Annotated in this window: 20 protein-coding genes and 2 pseudogenes; 5 read left to right on the top strand and 17 right to left on the bottom strand. The window is 51.2% G+C overall.

What is annotated here, in order from left to right:
- Window positions 1–8: 8 nt before the first annotated feature.
- Both rplC and rpsJ read right to left on the bottom strand, forming a co-directional pair.
- Entirely contained in the window at window positions 9–638 is a 630-nt protein-coding gene (gene rplC / locus SF3352; protein ID NP_709108.1) for a 50S ribosomal protein L3, read from the bottom strand.
- Window positions 639–670: 32 nt separating this feature from the next.
- Window positions 671–982, bottom strand: a complete 312-nt coding sequence (rpsJ, locus tag SF3353) for a 30S ribosomal protein S10 (RefSeq protein ID NP_709109.1) — start codon at window positions 980–982, stop codon at window positions 671–673.
- A gap of 378 nt (window positions 983–1360) precedes the next feature.
- On the opposite strand from rpsJ, the pseudogene SF3354 reads away from it, so the two are divergent.
- A pseudogene (locus tag SF3354) lies at window positions 1361–1828 on the top strand.
- On the opposite strand, the gene bfr reads toward SF3354, so the two are convergent.
- From bfr to fkpA, 11 genes are all read right to left on the bottom strand, one after another.
- On the bottom strand, window positions 1825–2301 hold the full coding sequence (gene bfr / locus SF3355; protein NP_709111.1) for a bacterioferritin: 477 nt from the start codon (window positions 2299–2301) through the stop codon (window positions 1825–1827). The pseudogene SF3354 and the gene bfr sit on opposite strands and share 4 nt — an antisense overlap.
- 72 nt (window positions 2302–2373) lie before the next feature.
- Window positions 2374–2568 carry a bacterioferritin-associated ferredoxin gene (gene yheA, locus SF3356; RefSeq protein ID NP_709112.1) on the bottom strand — a complete coding sequence of 65 codons (195 nt, stop codon included), beginning with the start codon at window positions 2566–2568 and terminating at the stop codon, window positions 2374–2376.
- Window positions 2569–2750: 182 nt separating this feature from the next.
- The gene (gene tuf, locus SF3357; RefSeq protein NP_709113.2) at window positions 2751–3935 is read right to left on the bottom strand and encodes an elongation factor Tu; all 1185 of its coding nucleotides are present in this window, start codon (window positions 3933–3935) and stop codon (window positions 2751–2753) included.
- A gap of 70 nt (window positions 3936–4005) precedes the next feature.
- Window positions 4006–6120 carry a GTP-binding protein chain elongation factor EF-G gene (gene fusA, locus SF3358; protein ID NP_709114.2) on the bottom strand — a complete coding sequence of 705 codons (2115 nt, stop codon included), beginning with the start codon at window positions 6118–6120 and terminating at the stop codon, window positions 4006–4008.
- A 96-nt stretch (window positions 6121–6216) separates the two neighbouring features.
- Window positions 6217–6687, bottom strand: a complete 471-nt coding sequence (gene rpsG, locus SF3359) for a 30S ribosomal protein S7 (RefSeq protein NP_709115.1) — start codon at window positions 6685–6687, stop codon at window positions 6217–6219.
- 96 nt (window positions 6688–6783) lie between these two features.
- Window positions 6784–7158, bottom strand: a complete 375-nt coding sequence (gene rpsL / locus SF3360; protein NP_709116.2) for a 30S ribosomal protein S12 — start codon at window positions 7156–7158, stop codon at window positions 6784–6786.
- Window positions 7159–7283: 125 nt separating this feature from the next.
- Window positions 7284–7571, bottom strand: a complete 288-nt coding sequence (gene yheL, locus SF3361; protein NP_709117.1) for a sulfur transfer complex subunit TusB — start codon at window positions 7569–7571, stop codon at window positions 7284–7286.
- Between the two features lie 7 nt (window positions 7572–7578).
- Window positions 7579–7938 carry a sulfur relay protein TusC gene (gene yheM / locus SF3362; RefSeq protein ID NP_709118.1) on the bottom strand — a complete coding sequence of 120 codons (360 nt, stop codon included), beginning with the start codon at window positions 7936–7938 and terminating at the stop codon, window positions 7579–7581.
- Entirely contained in the window at window positions 7938–8324 is a 387-nt protein-coding gene (gene yheN, locus SF3363; protein ID NP_709119.1) for a sulfur transfer complex subunit TusD, read from the bottom strand. Before yheN ends, yheM begins: the two co-directional genes overlap by 1 nt.
- Entirely contained in the window at window positions 8324–9046 is a 723-nt protein-coding gene (gene yheO, locus SF3364; RefSeq protein ID NP_709120.2) for a hypothetical protein, read from the bottom strand. Before yheO ends, yheN begins: the two co-directional genes overlap by 1 nt.
- 166 nt (window positions 9047–9212) lie before the next feature.
- A complete protein-coding gene (gene fkpA / locus SF3365; RefSeq protein ID NP_709121.1) occupies window positions 9213–10025 on the bottom strand; it encodes an FKBP-type peptidylprolyl isomerase in 813 nt (270 codons plus the stop codon).
- A gap of 220 nt (window positions 10026–10245) precedes the next feature.
- Between fkpA and slyX the strand changes: the two genes are divergently transcribed.
- On the top strand, window positions 10246–10464 hold the full coding sequence (gene slyX / locus SF3366; protein ID NP_709122.1) for a phi X174 lysis protein: 219 nt from the start codon (window positions 10246–10248) through the stop codon (window positions 10462–10464).
- A gap of 48 nt (window positions 10465–10512) precedes the next feature.
- On the opposite strand, the gene slyD is transcribed toward slyX, so the two are convergent.
- From slyD to yheR, 4 genes and pseudogenes are all read right to left on the bottom strand, one after another.
- A complete protein-coding gene (slyD, locus tag SF3367; protein NP_709123.1) occupies window positions 10513–11103 on the bottom strand; it encodes an FKBP-type peptidylprolyl isomerase in 591 nt (196 codons plus the stop codon).
- 94 nt (window positions 11104–11197) lie between these two features.
- Entirely contained in the window at window positions 11198–11398 is a 201-nt protein-coding gene (gene yheV, locus SF3368) for a hypothetical protein (protein ID NP_709124.1), read from the bottom strand.
- Window positions 11399–11407: 9 nt separating this feature from the next.
- Window positions 11408–13145, bottom strand: a pseudogene (locus SF3369).
- Window positions 13145–13696, bottom strand: coding sequence for a glutathione-regulated potassium-efflux system ancillary protein KefG (gene yheR / locus SF3370; protein NP_709126.2), 552 nt, complete (start codon window positions 13694–13696; stop codon window positions 13145–13147). The pseudogene SF3369 and the gene yheR overlap by 1 nt, the downstream one beginning before the upstream one ends.
- 130 nt (window positions 13697–13826) lie before the next feature.
- Here yheR and yheS point away from each other — a divergent pair, with 130 nt between their 5' ends.
- The 3 genes from yheS to yheU are packed head-to-tail and all read left to right on the top strand — an operon-like array spanning window position 13827 to window position 16974.
- Entirely contained in the window at window positions 13827–15740 is a 1914-nt protein-coding gene (yheS, locus tag SF3371) for an ABC transporter ATP-binding protein (RefSeq protein NP_709127.1), read from the top strand.
- A complete protein-coding gene (gene yheT / locus SF3372; protein NP_709128.1) occupies window positions 15740–16762 on the top strand; it encodes a hydrolase in 1023 nt (340 codons plus the stop codon). The genes yheS and yheT overlap by 1 nt, the downstream gene beginning before the upstream one ends.
- Window positions 16756–16974 carry a hypothetical protein gene (yheU, locus tag SF3373; protein ID NP_709129.1) on the top strand — a complete coding sequence of 73 codons (219 nt, stop codon included), beginning with the start codon at window positions 16756–16758 and terminating at the stop codon, window positions 16972–16974. The genes yheT and yheU overlap by 7 nt, the downstream gene beginning before the upstream one ends.
- Window positions 16975–16984: the final 10 nt, after the last annotated feature.

Here is a 16984-nt window from a genome sequence, read left to right on the forward strand (position 1 = left end):
CTATCTCCTTACGCCTTCACAGCTGGTTTAACGATCAGGTCGCTACCGGTTGCACCCGGGACAGCACCTTTAACCAGCAGCAGGTTGCGCTCAGCGTCAACGCGTACTACGTCAAGGCTCTGAACGGTTACACGTTCGTTACCCATCTGACCTGCCATTTTCTTGCCTTTGAACACTTTGCCCGGAGTCTGGTTCTGACCGATAGAACCCGGAACGCGGTGAGACAAGGAGTTACCGTGAGTAGCGTCCTGGGTACGGAAGTTCCAGCGCTTAACGGTACCTGCGAAACCTTTACCTTTAGAGGTGCCAGTTACGTCAACTTTTTTAACGTCAGCAAACAGTTCAACGCTAATGCTCTGACCTACAGTGAACTCTTCGCCTTCAGCCAGGCGGAATTCCCACAGACCACGGCCAGCTTCTACGCCAGCTTTAGCGAAGTGGCCAGCTTCAGGCTTGGTCACACGGTTAGCTTTTTTAGCACCGGTGGTCACCTGAATAGCACGGTAGCCATCGTTAGCCAGGTCTTTAACCTGAGTAACGCGGTTTGCTTCAACTTCGATTACGGTTACTGGGATAGAAACGCCGTCTTCTGTGAAGATACGGGTCATACCCACTTTTTTACCGACTAAACCAATCATTGTTTCAACCTCTCAATCGCTCAATGACCTGATTAACCCAGGCTGATCTGCACGTCTACACCGGCAGCCAGATCCAGACGCATCAGAGCATCAACGGTTTTCTCGGTTGGCTCAACGATGTCAACCAGACGCAAGTGAGTACGGATTTCGTACTGATCGCGCGCGTCTTTGTTGACGTGCGGGGAGATCAGAACAGTGAAGCGCTCTTTGCGTGTCGGCAGCGGGATCGGACCACGGACCTGCGCACCAGTGCGCTTGGCAGTCTCGACGATTTCCGCGGTTGCTTGATCGATCAGACGATGATCAAACGCTTTCAGGCGGATACGGATTCTTTGGTTCTGCATGAGACCAGAGCTCCAATTATTTTATAAACGAAAATGATTACTCCTCAGACCCATTACGATTGATGGGAGAGTGTAACCGTTCTTACGTAGCTCCCCGATTGGGAGCATTGTTAGGTAGCCAAATTCGGCTAACTGAGGTTCAGATTGAACCTGCTGTCAACTACGACAAGCCCGCGCATTATACGCAAATCTGAGCCTGACGCAAGCATCGGGTAGAAATTAATCGCAACGCGCAGATTGCGAGCTGCATTCCACGAAATTTGTAAGGTTGTGAAGATAGCGTTTTTCACCGGAATCAGGTTAACAAATCAGCGCTCTCTCTGTTGCTGAGCATCCGGAGTTATTCGATGGTGATACTCCAATTACAGAGGATGTTTTATGGACACTACCCTTCCCTTTCTAATTTTGTACGCTTGTTTATCAGCCCTACTTTTTTTCTGGGATGCAAAGCATGGCTTGTTACCTGACAGATTTACGTGCCCGTTACTCTGGTCAGGTCTTTTGTTCTATCAAGTTTGTCATCCTGATGGTTTAGCCGATGCGTTATGGGGGGCAATTGTTGGTTACGGCACATTCGCTGTCATTTACTGGGGGTATCGCATACTGCGACATAAAGAAGGATTAGGCTATGGTGATGTGAAGTTTCTCGCCGCCCTTGGCGCCTAGCATTCATGGGCCTTCTTACCACGACTGGTTTTCCTTGCTGCCTCATTCGCTTGCGGAGCCGTAGTTATTGGTCTGCTCATGAGAGGAAAAGAATCATTAAAAAACCCGCTGCCTTTTGGGCCATTTCTGGCGGCTGCGGGTTTCGTTATAGGCTGGGATAGTTTGCTGATAGGCCGTTAATCTTTAACTTTAATTTGTGATTGCAGGTAATTTTGTAGGCCGATTTTACCGATGAGATCCAGTTCAGTTTCGAGCCAGTCGATATGACCTTCTTCATCAGCAAGGATCTCGATCATCATATCGCGGCTAACATAGTCATGAACGCTGTCGGCATATGCGATAGCCTCACGCAGATCCTTCGCGCCTTCCAGTTCTAATCGCAGGTCAGATTGCAGCATCTCCTCGACATCTTCACCAATCCCCAGTTTGCCTAAATCCTGTAAGTTGGGGATTCCTTCTAAAAACAAAATACGCTCGATATATTTATCAGCGTGTTTCATCTCATCGATGGATTCATGGTATTCGACGTCATTGAGACGCATCAGGCCCCAGTTTTTAAACATCCGGGCATGGAGAAAATACTGATTGATTGCGACAAGCTCATTTCCCAATAGTTTATTGAGATAATTTATGATTTTAACATCACCTTTCATTTTATAGTCCCTCCGCTTCCACTATTAGAGCGTAGATGGGGCTAGCAGGATGTCAAAAAATAAGCGTGGGCTTCAGGCAATCTCTTTAAATTCTGGCATCTGCATCAACTCGTCCTGCATCACTTCGCGCGCGGCGCGAATGCACTTACCGCATTGATTTCCCACAGGAATAAACTTACGCAATTGTTGGAAAGATTGCGGATGAAACTGACGGACTGCCTGGCGAATTTTTTTGTCACTTACACCATTACACAAACAAACGTACATGATTGCTCCCGTTCAAATTCTGCACAAAGTGTAAATGAGAATGGTTATGATTACAATAGCACAGTTTTATTTGCGCCATAGTTCAGCGAGCAAAATTACGACTAAATATTTCGAGCTCAAATTACGGGCAGCAAAAAGGGCGCCGAAGCGCCCTTTTCAATTCAAAACTAATTAACGTGTAATTAGCCCAGAACTTTAGCAACAACGCCCGCGCCAACGGTACGGCCGCCTTCACGGATTGCGAAACGCAGACCGTCGTCCATCGCGATCGGGTGGATCAGGGTAACAACCATTTTGATGTTGTCGCCCGGCATTACCATCTCTACGCCTTCCGGCAGTTCGATGGTACCAGTCACGTCAGTAGTACGGAAGTAGAACTGCGGACGGTAGCCTTTGAAGAACGGAGTATGACGGCCGCCTTCATCTTTGGACAGAATGTACACTTCAGATTCGAACTTGGTGTGCGGCTTGATGGTGCCCGGCTTAGCCAGTACCTGACCACGTTCGATTTCTTCACGTTTGATACCACGCAGCAGAACACCTACGTTCTCACCAGCACGGCCTTCGTCCAGCAGTTTGCGGAACATTTCAACGCCAGTACAGGTAGACTTCTGAGTCTCTTTGATACCAACGATTTCAACTTCTTCACCAACTTTGATGATACCGCGTTCTACACGACCGGTAACAACGGTACCACGACCGGAGATGGAGAATACGTCTTCGATCGGCAGCAGGAACGGCTTGTCAATCGCACGCTCTGGTTCCGGAATATAAGAATCCAGGAAGCCAGCCAGTTCCAGGATTTTCGCTTCCCACTCTGCGTCGCCTTCCAGCGCTTTCAGAGCAGAACCACGAACGATCGGAGTGTCGTCGCCCGGGAAGTCGTACTGAGACAGAAGTTCACGAACTTCCATTTCAACCAGTTCCAGCAGCTCTTCGTCATCAACCATGTCGCATTTGTTCAGGAACACGATGATGTACGGAACGCCTACCTGACGACCCAGCAGGATGTGCTCACGAGTCTGCGGCATCGGGCCGTCAGTCGCAGCAACTACCAGGATCGCGCCGTCCATCTGAGCAGCACCGGTGATCATGTTTTTAACATAGTCGGCGTGCCCCGGGCAGTCTACGTGTGCGTAGTGACGGGTCGGGGTGTCGTATTCAACGTGAGAAGTGTTGATGGTGATACCACGAGCTTTTTCTTCCGGCGCGTTATCGATCTGGTCGAATGCGCGAGCAGCACCGCCGTAGGTTTTAGCCAGTACGGTAGTGATTGCAGCGGTCAGCGTTGTTTTACCATGGTCAACGTGGCCGATAGTACCGACGTTAACGTGCGGTTTTGTACGTTCAAACTTTTCTTTAGACACGGCTATATTCCTTACTATAGTGCTCTCCCCTTCAGGAGAGAGCACGGGACTTTGGTATTAACCCTTAGGCTTATTTACCACGGGCTTCAATTACGGCCTGAGCAACGTTACTCGGCGCTTCATCATACTTCAGGAATTCCATAGTGTATGATGCACGACCTTTGGTCAGAGAACGCAGCTGAGTTGCGTATCCGAACATTTCAGACAGCGGTACTTCAGCGTGGATCTTAACGCCAGTAACTTCAGATTCCTGACCTTTGAGCATACCACGACGACGGCTCAAGTCACCGATAACGTCACCGGTGTTCTCTTCCGGAGTTTCTACTTCAACCTTCATGATCGGCTCAAGCAGAACTGGTTTCGCTTTCTTAAAGCCTTCTTTAAAGGCGATAGAAGCAGCCAGTTTAAACGCCAGTTCAGAGGAGTCAACGTCATGGTAAGAACCGAAGTGCAGACGAATACCCATGTCTACTACCGGGTAGCCTGCCAGCGGACCTGCTTTCAGCTGTTCCTGGATACCTTTATCAACGGCCGGGATGTATTCGCCAGGGATTACACCACCTTTAATGTCGTTGATGAACTCGTAGCCTTTCGGGTTTGAACCCGGCTCCAGCGGGTACATGTCGATAACAACATGACCATACTGACCACGACCACCAGACTGTTTCGCGTGTTTACCTTCAACATCGGTAACTTTCTGGCGGATAGTTTCACGGTAAGCAACCTGCGGTTTACCTACGTTCGCTTCAACGTTGAATTCACGCTTCATACGGTCAACGATGATGTCGAGGTGCAGTTCGCCCATACCCGCGATGATGGTCTGGTTAGATTCTTCGTCAGTCCATACACGGAAAGACGGGTCTTCTTTAGCCAGACGGCCCAGAGCCAGACCCATTTTTTCCTGGTCAGCTTTGGTTTTCGGTTCAACTGCGATGGAGATTACCGGCTCAGGGAATTCCATACGTTCCAGAATGATCGGCGCATCCGGGTCACACAGGGTGTCACCAGTGGTTACGTCTTTCAGGCCGATAGCAGCAGCGATGTCGCCCGCGCGAACTTCTTTGATCTCTTCACGTTTGTTAGCGTGCATCTGAACGATACGACCGAAACGCTCACGTGCAGCTTTCACGGAGTTCAGTACGGTATCACCAGAGTTAACCACACCGGAGTAAACACGGAAGAAGGTCAGGTTACCAACAAACGGGTCGGTAGCGATTTTGAACGCCAGTGCAGAGAACGGCTCGTCATCACTTGCGTGACGTTCAGCCGGAGTGTCTTTACCGTCGTCCAGGATACCGTTGATCGCAGGTACGTCAACCGGGGATGGCAGGTAATCAATTACCGCATCCAGCATCGCCTGAACACCTTTGTTCTTGAACGCAGAACCACAGGTTACCAGGATGATTTCGTTGTTCAGAACGCGCTGACGCAGAGCACCTTTGATTTCTGCTTCAGTCAGTTCTTCACCACCCAGGTATTTTTCCATCAGCTCTTCAGAAGCTTCAGCTGCGGATTCGATCAGGTTCTGGTGCCATTCGTTAGCCAGTTCAACCATGTCTGCCGGGATATCTTCGTATTCGAAGGTTACGCCCTGGTCAGCGTCATTCCAGTTGATAGCTTTCATTTTCACCAGGTCAACAACACCGGTGAAATGTTCTTCAGCACCAATCGCCAGCTGCAGCGGAACCGGGTTCGCGCCCAGACGGGTTTTGATCTGGTTAACAACTTTCAGGAAGTTCGCACCCACGCGGTCCATTTTGTTAACGAACGCAATGCGCGGAACTTTATATTTGTTTGCCTGACGCCATACGGTTTCAGACTGCGGCTGAACACCACCAACTGCGCAGTAAACCATTACCGCACCATCGAGAACACGCATGGAACGTTCTACTTCGATTGTGAAGTCAACGTGCCCCGGGGTGTCGATGATGTTGATGCGATGCGGCTCATACTGCTTAGCCATACCAGACCAGAATGCAGTAGTCGCAGCGGAAGTGATGGTAATACCACGTTCCTGCTCCTGCTCCATCCAGTCCATGGTTGCAGCGCCGTCATGAACTTCACCGATTTTATGGTTTACACCGGTGTAGAACAGAATACGTTCGGTAGTAGTGGTTTTACCGGCGTCGATGTGCGCACTGATACCGATGTTACGGTAGCGTGCGATGGGTGTTGTACGAGCCATTTGTTTCCTCGTTTATCTTTTAGGCGTTCAATTTAAGTAGCCCAAAGCGGGCTGCTTACTGGAAGCGCCCGCCTGGTGACTAAAACTCCGAAGGGATTACCAACGGTAGTGTGCGAACGCCTTGTTGGCTTCGGCCATACGGTGAACGTCTTCACGTTTCTTAACTGCAGTACCTTTGTTTTCTGCAGCATCAGAAAGTTCGTTCGCCAGGCGCAGAGCCATGGATTTATCACCGCGTTTACGAGCAGCTTCAACGATCCAACGCATTGCCAGAGCATTACGACGAACCGGACGGACTTCAACTGGTACCTGATAAGTAGAACCACCAACGCGGCGAGACTTAACTTCTACAGTCGGGCGCACGTTTTCGAGAGCTACTTCGAATGCTTCCAGTTCAGATTTACCAGAGCGCTGAGCCAGGGTCTCCAGCGCGCTGTATACGATAGATTCAGCAGTAGATTTTTTACCATCTACCATCAGGATATTTACAAATTTAGCCAGCAGTTCTGATCCGAACTTCGGATCCGGCAGAATTTTACGCTGACCAATGACGCGACGACGTGGCATGGAAATACTCCGTTGTTAATTCAGGATTGTCCAAAACTCTACGAGTTTAGTTTGACATTTAAGTTAAAACGTTTGGCCTTACTTAACGGAGAACCATTAAGCCTTAGGACGCTTCACGCCATACTTGGAACGAGCCTGCTTACGGTCTTTAACGCCGGAGCAGTCAAGCGCACCACGTACGGTGTGGTAACGAACACCCGGGAGGTCTTTAACACGACCGCCACGGATCAGGATCACGGAGTGCTCCTGCAGGTTGTGACCTTCACCACCGATGTAGGAAGTCACTTCGAAACCGTTAGTCAGACGAACACGGCATACTTTACGCAGCGCGGAGTTCGGTTTTTTAGGAGTGGTAGTATATACACGAGTACATACGCCACGTTTTTGCGGGCATGCTTCCAGCGCAGGCACGTTGCTTTTCGCAACTTTGCGAGCACGTGGTTTGCGTACCAGCTGGTTAACTGTTGCCATTAAATAGCTCCTGGTTTTAGCTTTTGCTTCGTAAACACGTAATAAAACGTCCTCACACAATATGAGGACGCCGAATTTTAGGGCGATGCCGAAAAGGTGTCAAGAAATATACAACGATCCCGCCATCACCAGGCCATCTGGCTGGAGTGCTTAACCGTAAGTCTGACGAAATCAGTATAGTCAATGGGAATGATGTCGTTCAAAATTTGACCAGTCAAACCGCGGGCAATAAGGTCTTCGTTCAGGGCATAGACCTTAATGGGGGCATTACGCAGACTTTCAAGGTAGCGGTTACCGTCAACTGCGGCAGTTACGCCATCTTGCAATAATAGCAGTTCGTCTCCTTCACTGAGCAGACGCAGCAGCGCAGCAAAATCCGTCAGCCAGGGTGAACGATGTAACGTGTGCAGCATAAACGCCTCAAAACCTCAAAATAACATCGTAGTTGGCGAGTTCGCGGCGTAAGGCATCTGCTTCGAGCGGCGTGGCTTCGACAACAAAGGGTGTCTGCGGATCTAACCCGCGTTCGCGCAGTGAAGCCGCACAAACCCAGCACTGTTCAATGTCGTACAGACTCAACAATTTAAAAGTGGCAATGTAATCACGCGCCAGCACTGCATCGGGCTTTTGTCCTGACAGCAGCTGAAAAACGCCATCAGCAATAAAGAAGACGGCCAGATCGTCAGTTAATGCGGAAGTTGCCAGTAAAGCATCTAAACCTTCCCGACCAGCAGCTGTACCATGAGGTGCAGTAGAAAAAACAAACGCAATTCGTTTCATCAGAACTGTACCACCCTGTCACAGGTCAGCGAGGCTTCCGCCAGCGCGCCAAGTCCGCTTAAGGTAAATCCCGGCTGAAGGTTTGACGAAGCCAGCCCCAGCCTTCCTGCTTCAGTTTCATCGACGATACCGCGGCGTAACGCTGCCGCTACGCAGATATTCAGCGCCACACCATGTTGCGCATTCAACTGTTGCCAGCCGCGCACAAGGTCAAATTCGTCGCTTGCCGGTGAGGTCAGTTGGTTAGCGTTATAGACCCCTTCCCGATAGAAAAAGACGCTGCTTAACTTATGGCCTTCTGCTATCAGCGCCTGCGCAAACTGAAAAGCACTACTCGCCTGTTGCGTACCGTATGCTGGCCCGGTCACCACGATGGCAAAACGCATTACTTATCTTGCCCCTGAAAATCACCGCTCTTGAACTGGCGGATGTAGAGATAGACAGTGTGTTTGGAGATGTTCAGGCGGTCAGCAACCTGGTTGATCGCATCTTTAATATCGAAGATCCCTTTCTCGTAGAGATTCAGCACGATCTGACGATTTTTGGCGTTATTAGAAACATTGCGATCGGCATTCACTTCTTCGATGGTGAACTCCAGCGTTTGGGTAACCAGATCTTCAACAGAAGAGGCAAAGTTGACGCTTGAACCGACATCCGGGGTTTCTGGCGGCACAAAAGTGCTCATAATCTGCGAGAAGGGAACATCAAGATTCATATTGATGCACAGCAGACCAATTACACGCTGTTCGCGGTTACGAATCGCGATAGTCAGGGACTTCATTAATACGCCGCTTTTGGCGCGAGTAAAGTAGCATTTAGAAACGCTGCTATCCGCTCCCGTCATATCGTGCAGCATACGTAGCGCCAGGTCAGTAATTGGCGAACCAATCTTCCGGCCTGTATGTTCACCGTTAGCAATGCGAATGGCTGAACATTTTAGATCCTGCAAAGAGTGCAAAACGATTTCACAGTGGGAGCCAATAAGCATCGCTAACCCGTCCACCACCGCTTCGTAGGATTTCAGAATATCAAAATCGGTCTGGTCGAAAGGACGTTGATCCAGTAAATCCAACTCACTGGTTTCGTTGGTTAAAAGCGACCTGGACATGAAAAAAAACACTCCTTTTCAGGAGCCTGTCGTTAACTTTTCAGGGCAGGCTCATTAATGATGCGGGTAACTAAATTAATACAGCGGAGGTTCCGCTTTCCAGCACTAATTATATCCGGCCTGTAATAAAAAAACCGCCGCCTGGTCAGGCGGCGGTTCTTAATGCTTATTTTTTAGCAGAATCTGCGGCTTTCGCATCAGCTTCCGGCTTTGCATCAGCCTTCGGCGCTGGTTTCACATCCAGCAGCTCTACGTCAAACACTAGGGTAGAATTCGGTGGGATCCCCGGAACACCCGCTTTGCCGTAAGCCAGTTCTGGTGGAATAACCAGTTTGATCTTACCGCCTTTCTTGATGTTCTTCAGACCTTCTGTCCAACCCGGGATAACACCGTCCAGACGGAAAGAAAGCGGTTCACCACGGGTGTAAGAGTTGTCGAACTCTTTACCGTCGATCAGCGTACCTTTGTAGTTCACTACAACAGTATCGCTGTCTTTCGGTGCTTCGCCTTTACCGGCTTCTACTACCTGATAAACCAGACCAGTTGAAGAGGTTTTCACACCTTTCTCTTTGGCAAATTTCTCGCGGTACTCTTTACCTTTTGCTTCGTTATCAGCCGCGTCTTTTTCCATCTTCGCCTGAGCAGAAGACTTCACGCGAGCTTCGAATGCTTGCAGAGTCTGTTCGATCTCTTGGTCGGAGAGTTTGCTCTTATCAGCAAATGCATCCTGAACACCAGCGATCAGCTGATCTTTATCCAGTTTGATGCCCAGTTTTTCTTGTTCTTTAAGAGAGTTTTCCATGTAACGACCCAGCGAAGCACCCAGTGCATAAGCTGATTTCTGATCGTCATTTTTGAACGATGCTTTGCTGTCTGCAGTTGTAGCAGGTTTTGCAGCTTCAGCAGCAAAAGTGATTGGTGCATGCAGGGCAACGGCCATTGTGGTCGCCAGTAGCGTTACTTTAAACAGTGATTTCATCCATATCTCCAGGATCGGGGCATCTCACCCCAGGGTTAACTATTATCAGAAGGGTACTATAAAGCGTTGTCGAACAAATCTACATACAGACACGCCCTATTATCATCTATTTTCAGACTCTTTTTGTTTAAATTAGTTTCGATGACCGCGAAATGAGTGCTGTCTCGGGCAGCAAAGTTAAGTAGAATCCGCGGCGACCATTCGACAAAAGAGGTGAATCATGCAGGATTTATCATTGGAAGCACGCCTGGCAGAGCTGGAGAGCCGACTGGCTTTTCAGGAAATCACCATTGAAGAACTGAACGTCACGGTGGCCGCTCATGAAATGGAGATGGCGAAACTGCGCGATCATCTGCGTCTGCTGACCGAGAAGTTAAAAGCCAGCCAGCCGTCGAACATCGCGTCGCAGGCTGAAGAAACGCCACCGCCACATTATTGAGGCGTAAAAAAAGCGGGGATTCCCCGCTTTTTTGTCACCTTTTCGGTATTAGTGGCAACCACAACCGCCGTTGCCTTTACCGCCACAGCAGCCTTCGCCACCGTGTTCATGACCGTGATCGTGGCCATGACCGCCGCAGCAACCGTCGTGGTCGTGATCGTGGTGATGATCGTGCGCGCCGTGAACGTGGCCATGAGCCAGTTCTTCTTCGGTCGCTTCGCGAATCGCCACAACTTCAACGTTGAATTTCAGGTTCTGACCGGCCAGCATGTGGTTACCATCAACCACTACGTGATCGTCTTCAACCGCAGTGATTTCAACCGGTACCGGACCCTGGTCAGTTTCAGCCAGGAAACGCATACCTACCTGCAGTTCATCAACGCCCATAAATACGTCTTTAGGAACACGTTGCACTAGGTTTTCGTCGTACTGACCGTAAGCGTCGTTCGCGCCAACAGCGACATCAAATTTGTCGCCAACTTCATGACCTTCCAGCGCCGTTTCCAGGCCAGAGATCAGGGAACCGTGACCATGCAGGTAGTCCAGCGGCGCACTCACCGGAGACTCATCAACCAACACACCGTCTTCTGTACGTACCTGATAGGCCAGGCTGACCACCAGGTCTTTTGCTACTTTCATGATATCTCCTGAGCATGGGAAGAATAGTGGCGCAGATTGTAGCGGAATTCTGCAGCCGTGTACTCACTAGCTTAAAAAAACTCGGCGCATATCGCTAGTCCGGATGAAAAATCCCGATCACTTGCTCATCTTTGTGAACGTGATCGCGGGCTTCTTTGTCTGCTTCTCGCATCTGATGTCCGCACTTAACACATTCAACAATATCAATATTATTTTCGCGCCACATCGCCATTGAATCCTGCGCCTGACAGGCCGGGCATTTTGCGCCCGCTATAAAACGTTTTCGGATTGCCATCCTTACCCTCTACTCAAATTCATCCCAGCCGTCCAGCTGGCGTCGTTCTTGTTGCATTTCACGCTGGAAAATCTCTTCCAGTTCGCGTCGGGCTTCCCTGGCGCGAGAAATTTGTACGGTATCAGCATGCATCGGGATTAACTCCCGCAGCATTCGCATATCCAGGCGGCGAAAATGCAGTTGCGCCCGCTGTGCCTGATGCGGATGCATGCCAAGCGTGACCAGCGTCTTGCGCCCCAGCTCTAACGCACTGGAGAATGTTTCACGGGAAAACTGCGTCACCCCTGCCTGTAATAACTCATGCGCTTCCACACGTCCGCGCGCTCGCGCAAGAATATGCAAATGCGGAAAGTGCTGCTGGCATATTTCCACCAGCTTCATGGTGTCTTCCGGCTCGTTACAGGTAATGACGATAGACTCAGCGGCCTCTGCACCCGCAGAACGTAAAAGATCGACCTGCGTGGCGTCGCCGTAATAAACTTTGTAGCCATATTTACGCATCAGGTTAACGGCGCTGATATCCCGCTCCAGCACGGTAATGCGCATTTTATTTGCCATCAGCAAACGACCAATCACCTGACCAAAACGCCCGAAGCCCACGACAATGACCTGGGGTTTATCATCGTTGACCCACGGTTTTTCGTCTTCTTCTTCCGGTCCGTTAAACTGGCGGGATAGCCATTTATCCACCAGCTTCATCAGCAACGGCGCCATCTGGTCGCCCTGGAATAAACGTTGTGAAGAAGCGGTAGAAAAGAGGACAAAGGCAAACTCACCGCCCTGACTCAACACGCCAGCAAACTGCATCCGCTCTGAGCTACGCACGCCATACAATCGCGCCAGCAGATACAGCACGAGAATTTTCACCGCCACCAGCACAACCACGCTTATCACTACCCACAACAGATGGGTATAAAGCACCCCGAGGTTGAGCGACATGCCGACAGAGATAAAGAACAAACCGAGCAGCAAGCCTTTGAAGGGATCGATAGCCGTTTCCAGTTCATGGCGATATTCACTTTCCGCCAGCAGCACGCCCGCAATAAATGTACCGAGCGCCATCGACAGCCCCAGCGCATCCATAAACAATGCGGAACCCAACACCAGCAGCAGCGTCGCGGCGGTGAACACTTCCCGCACGCCAGAAGCTGCAATAAAGCGGAATACCGGACGCAGTAAATAGCGCCCACCAATCAGCATGCCGACAAACTCCAGCACCTTCATGCCGATCTTCATCCAGTCGAAATGTTCGTCTGCCGACCCCGCCAACAACGGCACTAACGCCAGTGCTGGGATCACTGCCAGATCCTGAAACAGCAGAACCGAAAACCCGAGCTGGCCGGATTCGCTGCGATTCATCCCTTTCTCACGCATCAATTGCAACGCCATTGCAGTTGAAGACATCGCAAAGCCAATGCCACCGACCACCGCCGCCTGCCAGGCGAAATCCGTCAGCATCAATAATCCCGCCAGCAACGCCGCGCTTAACAGCACCTGTGCCGCGCCTACGCCAAAAATCGAACGCCGCAGTTGCCAAAGTTTGGAGGGATTCAACTCAAGGCCGATGATAAACATCAGGAATACCACGCCGAGTTCCGAAAAGTGGAGGATCTCATCGACGTCGCTAATAAACCCCAGCCCCCACGGGCCAATTGCAATCCCCGCCAGCAAATATCCCAACACAGCGCCAATCCCCAGCCGCGAAGAGAAACAGCACTCCTGCGAGTAAAAAATCGGAACCTTCCATCAGCGGCCTCCTGGAGACAGCGGATTTGCCAACCAGTCACCGTAGGCTCTGGCGTGGCTCGCCAGCTCCTTTGCGCTTTGCCGTCTCGCCCAGTAAATAATGATGGGACTTAACCAATGCATCCGGCACATGCCCGCCGCCAGTTCAAAGGGGCGCAGCACATCGCTCATCGGGTAGCGATTCAGCGCGTCATAACGGTAAGCACTTTCCGGCTCGCCGGTGGTAATCACGTTACGCCAGTACTTTCCCGCCAGTTGGTTTCCTCCCGGCCCGCTGGCAAAACCACGACTTAATACCCGGTCCAGCCACTCTTTCAGTAGCGCCGGGCAGCTATAGGTATAAAGAGGATGCTGAAAGACAATCACCTCGTGCTCGCGCAGTAATGCCTGCTCACGGGGGATATCAATAAAAAAATCGGGATAGTGCGCGTAAAGGTCGTGCACGGTAACATTGCTGAGCTGCGTGGCCGGTTTAAGCAGTACCCGGTTTGCCACCGAGTCCTGAGATTCCGGATGGGCATACAGCAGCAAAACTTTCGCTGGCTGAGACATCATCCCCCTCCCGGTATGGTTTTTGTGTATAGTCGCTGTTTTGGGCTACCATTGCGCCCGGTGCGGCAGCTCGCCCATACATTACATTATCATAATGATAAGTTAACATAGTCTGAACATACGGCGCCTTATGATTGTTTTCTCCTCGTTACAAATTCGTCGCGGCGTGCGCGTCCTGCTGGATAATGCCACCGCCACCATCAACCCCGGGCAGAAAGTCGGCCTGGTGGGTAAAAACGGCTGTGGTAAATCTACCCTGCTGGCATTGCTGAAAAATGAAATCAGCGCCGACGGCGGCAGCTACACCTTTCCGGGAAGCTGGCAACTGGCGTGGGTGAATCAGGAAACGCCAGCGTTACCGCAAGCGGCGCTGGAATATGTCATTGACGGCGACCGTGAATATCGTCAACTGGAAGCGCAGCTGCACGACGCCAACGAACGTAACGACGGGCACGCCATTGCGACCATTCATAGCAAGCTGGATGCTATTGACGCATGGAGTATTCGCTCCCGTGCCGCCAGCCTGCTGCACGGCCTCGGTTTCAGCAATGAACAACTGGAGCGCCCGGTAAGTGATTTCTCCGGTGGCTGGCGTATGCGTCTTAACCTTGCCCAGGCGCTGATTTGCCGTTCAGACTTGCTGCTGCTCGACGAACCGACTAACCACCTCGATCTCGATGCCGTTATCTGGCTGGAAAAATGGTTGAAGAGCTATCAGGGCACGCTGATCCTGATCTCTCACGACCGCGACTTCCTCGATCCGATCGTTGATAAAATTATTCATATCGAACAACAAAGCATGTTCGAGTACACCGGCAACTACAGTTCGTTTGAAGTACAGCGCGCCACCCGTCTGGCGCAGCAACAAGCGATGTACGAAAGCCAGCAGGAACGCGTGGCACATCTGCAAAGTTATATCGATCGTTTCCGTGCCAAAGCCACCAAAGCGAAGCAGGCCCAGAGCCGCATTAAGATGCTGGAACGTATGGAGCTGATTGCCCCCGCACACGTCGACAACCCGTTCCGCTTTAGCTTCCGCGCGCCGGAAAGCCTGCCAAATCCGTTACTGAAGATGGAAAAGGTCAGCGCAGGCTATGGCGATCGCATTATTCTCGACTCGATTAAATTGAATCTGGTCCCCGGCTCGCGCATTGGTCTGTTAGGCCGCAACGGCGCAGGTAAATCGACATTAATCAAACTGTTAGCCGGTGAACTTGCGCCAGTCAGCGGTGAAATTGGTCTGGCGAAAGGGATCAAGCTCGGCTACTTCGCCCAGCATCAACTTGAATACCTGCGCGCCGACGAATCACCTATTCAACATCTGGCACGTTTAGCGCCGCAGGAGCTGGAACAAAAACTGCGTGACTACCTCGGCGGCTTTGGTTTCCTGGGCGATAAAGTAACCGAAGAAACGCGCCGCTTCTCCGGTGGGGAAAAAGCCCGCCTGGTGCTGGCATTAATTGTCTGGCAGCGTCCGAATCTGCTGCTGCTCGACGAACCGACTAACCACCTTGACCTCGACATGCGTCAGGCACTCACCGAAGCATTAATCGAGTTTGAAGGCGCGCTGGTTGTCGTTTCGCACGACCGTCATTTGCTGCGTTCCACCACTGACGATCTCTACCTGGTTCACGATCGTAAAGTCGAACCGTTCGACGGCGATCTGGAAGATTATCAACAGTGGTTGAGCGACGTACAAAAGCAGGAAAACCAGACCGACGAAGCGCCAAAAGAGAACGCGAACAGCGCCCAGGCACGTAAAGATCAGAAGCGTCGGGAAGCGGAGCTGCGTGCGCAAACCCAGCCGCTGCGTAAAGAGATTGCCCGTCTGGAAAAAGAGATGGAGAAGCTGAACGCGCAACTGGCGCAGGCGGAAGAGAAACTCGGCGACAGCGAACTGTATGACCAGAGCCGTAAAGCGGAGTTGACCGCCTGCCTGCAACAGCAAGCCAGCGCCAAATCCGGCCTGGAAGAGTGCGAAATGGCGTGGCTGGAAGCCCAGGAGCAGCTTGAGCAGATGCTGCTGGAAGGCCAAAGCAACTGATGGCGCAGATAACGACGACCGATGCCAATGAATTTAGCAGCAGTGCTGAATTCACCCCTATGCGCGGCTTTAGCAATTGTCATCTACAAACTATGCTGCCGCGTTTGTTTCGTCGTCAGGTGAAATTCACCCCGTACTGGCAGCGGCTGGAGTTGCCCGACGGCGATTTTGTCGATCTCGCGTGGAGTGAAGACCCCGCACAGGCGAAACATAAACCGCGTTTAGTGGTGTTTCACGGGCTGGAAGGCAGTCTCAATAGCCCTTACGCCCACGGTCTGGTTGAGGCGGCGCAAAAGCGCGGCTGGCTGGGCGTGGTGATGCATTTTCGCGGATGCAGCGGTGAACCAAACCGTATGCACCGCATTTACCATTCGGGCGAAACCGAAGACGCCAGTTGGTTTTTACGCTGGCTGCAACGCGAATTTGGTCATGCGCCAACGGCTGCCGTCGGCTATTCGCTCGGCGGTAATATGCTGGCCTGTTTGCTGGCAAAGGAAGGCAATGATCTCCCGGTTGATGCGGCGGTGATTGTCTCTGCGCCGTTTATGCTGGAAGCCTGTAGCTATCATATGGAAAAGGGCTTTTCCCGCGTTTATCAGCGTTACTTGCTGAACCTGTTAAAAGCCAATGCCGCGCGCAAGCTGGCAGCCTACCCCGGAACGCTGCCGATTAATCTCGCGCAGTTAAAATCGGTACGTCGCATCCGTGAATTTGACGATCTAATCACCGCCAGAATTCACGGCTACGCCGACGCTATCGACTATTATCGTCAGTGTAGCGCCATGCCAATGCTGAACCGGATCGCCAAACCGACGCTGATTATTCACGCCAAAGACGATCCGTTTATGGATCATCAGGTGATCCCAAAACCGGAAAGTCTCCCCTCGCAGGTGGAGTATCAACTGACTGAACATGGCGGTCATGTTGGCTTTATTGGCGGTACATTACTTCATCCGCAAATGTGGCTGGAGTCACGCATTCCTGACTGGTTAACAACGTATCTGGAGGCGAAATCATGTTGATTCCGTGGCAAGACCTCTCCCCCGAAACGCTGGAAAATTTAATTGAAAGCTTTGTGTTACGTGAAGGCACCGATTATGGTGAACATGAGCGTACACTTGAACAGAAAGTCGCCGACGTCAAACGCCAGCTACAGTGCGGAGAAGCGGTGCTGGTATGGTCGGAGCTGCACGAAACGGTCAATATTATGCCGCGCAGTCAGTTTCGCGAATAACCTGCAACCG

The sequence above is a fragment of the Shigella flexneri 2a str. 301 genome, assembly GCF_000006925.2.
Taxonomy (GTDB): domain Bacteria; phylum Pseudomonadota; class Gammaproteobacteria; order Enterobacterales; family Enterobacteriaceae; genus ECMA0423.

Coding starts and splice junctions, on each gene's coding strand:
- rplC (NP_709108.1), bottom strand. CDS start 638: ATGATTGGTTTAGTCGGTAAAAAAGTGGGTATGACCCGTATCTTCACA.
- rpsJ (NP_709109.1), bottom strand. CDS start 982: ATGCAGAACCAAAGAATCCGTATCCGCCTGAAAGCGTTTGATCATCGT.
- bfr (NP_709111.1), bottom strand. CDS start 2,301: ATGAAAGGTGATGTTAAAATCATAAATTATCTCAATAAACTATTGGGA.
- yheA (NP_709112.1), bottom strand. CDS start 2,568: ATGTACGTTTGTTTGTGTAATGGTGTAAGTGACAAAAAAATTCGCCAG.
- fusA (NP_709114.2), bottom strand. CDS start 6,120: ATGGCTCGTACAACACCCATCGCACGCTACCGTAACATCGGTATCAGT.
- rpsG (NP_709115.1), bottom strand. CDS start 6,687: ATGCCACGTCGTCGCGTCATTGGTCAGCGTAAAATTCTGCCGGATCCG.
- rpsL (NP_709116.2), bottom strand. CDS start 7,158: ATGGCAACAGTTAACCAGCTGGTACGCAAACCACGTGCTCGCAAAGTT.
- yheL (NP_709117.1), bottom strand. CDS start 7,571: ATGCTGCACACGTTACATCGTTCACCCTGGCTGACGGATTTTGCTGCG.
- yheM (NP_709118.1), bottom strand. CDS start 7,938: ATGAAACGAATTGCGTTTGTTTTTTCTACTGCACCTCATGGTACAGCT.
- yheN (NP_709119.1), bottom strand. CDS start 8,324: ATGCGTTTTGCCATCGTGGTGACCGGGCCAGCATACGGTACGCAACAG.
- yheO (NP_709120.2), bottom strand. CDS start 9,046: ATGTCCAGGTCGCTTTTAACCAACGAAACCAGTGAGTTGGATTTACTG.
- fkpA (NP_709121.1), bottom strand. CDS start 10,025: ATGAAATCACTGTTTAAAGTAACGCTACTGGCGACCACAATGGCCGTT.
- slyX (NP_709122.1), top strand. CDS start 10,246: ATGCAGGATTTATCATTGGAAGCACGCCTGGCAGAGCTGGAGAGCCGA.
- slyD (NP_709123.1), bottom strand. CDS start 11,103: ATGAAAGTAGCAAAAGACCTGGTGGTCAGCCTGGCCTATCAGGTACGT.
- yheV (NP_709124.1), bottom strand. CDS start 11,398: ATGGCAATCCGAAAACGTTTTATAGCGGGCGCAAAATGCCCGGCCTGT.
- yheR (NP_709126.2), bottom strand. CDS start 13,696: ATGTCTCAGCCAGCGAAAGTTTTGCTGCTGTATGCCCATCCGGAATCT.
- yheS (NP_709127.1), top strand. CDS start 13,827: ATGATTGTTTTCTCCTCGTTACAAATTCGTCGCGGCGTGCGCGTCCTG.
- yheT (NP_709128.1), top strand. CDS start 15,740: ATGGCGCAGATAACGACGACCGATGCCAATGAATTTAGCAGCAGTGCT.
- yheU (NP_709129.1), top strand. CDS start 16,756: ATGTTGATTCCGTGGCAAGACCTCTCCCCCGAAACGCTGGAAAATTTA.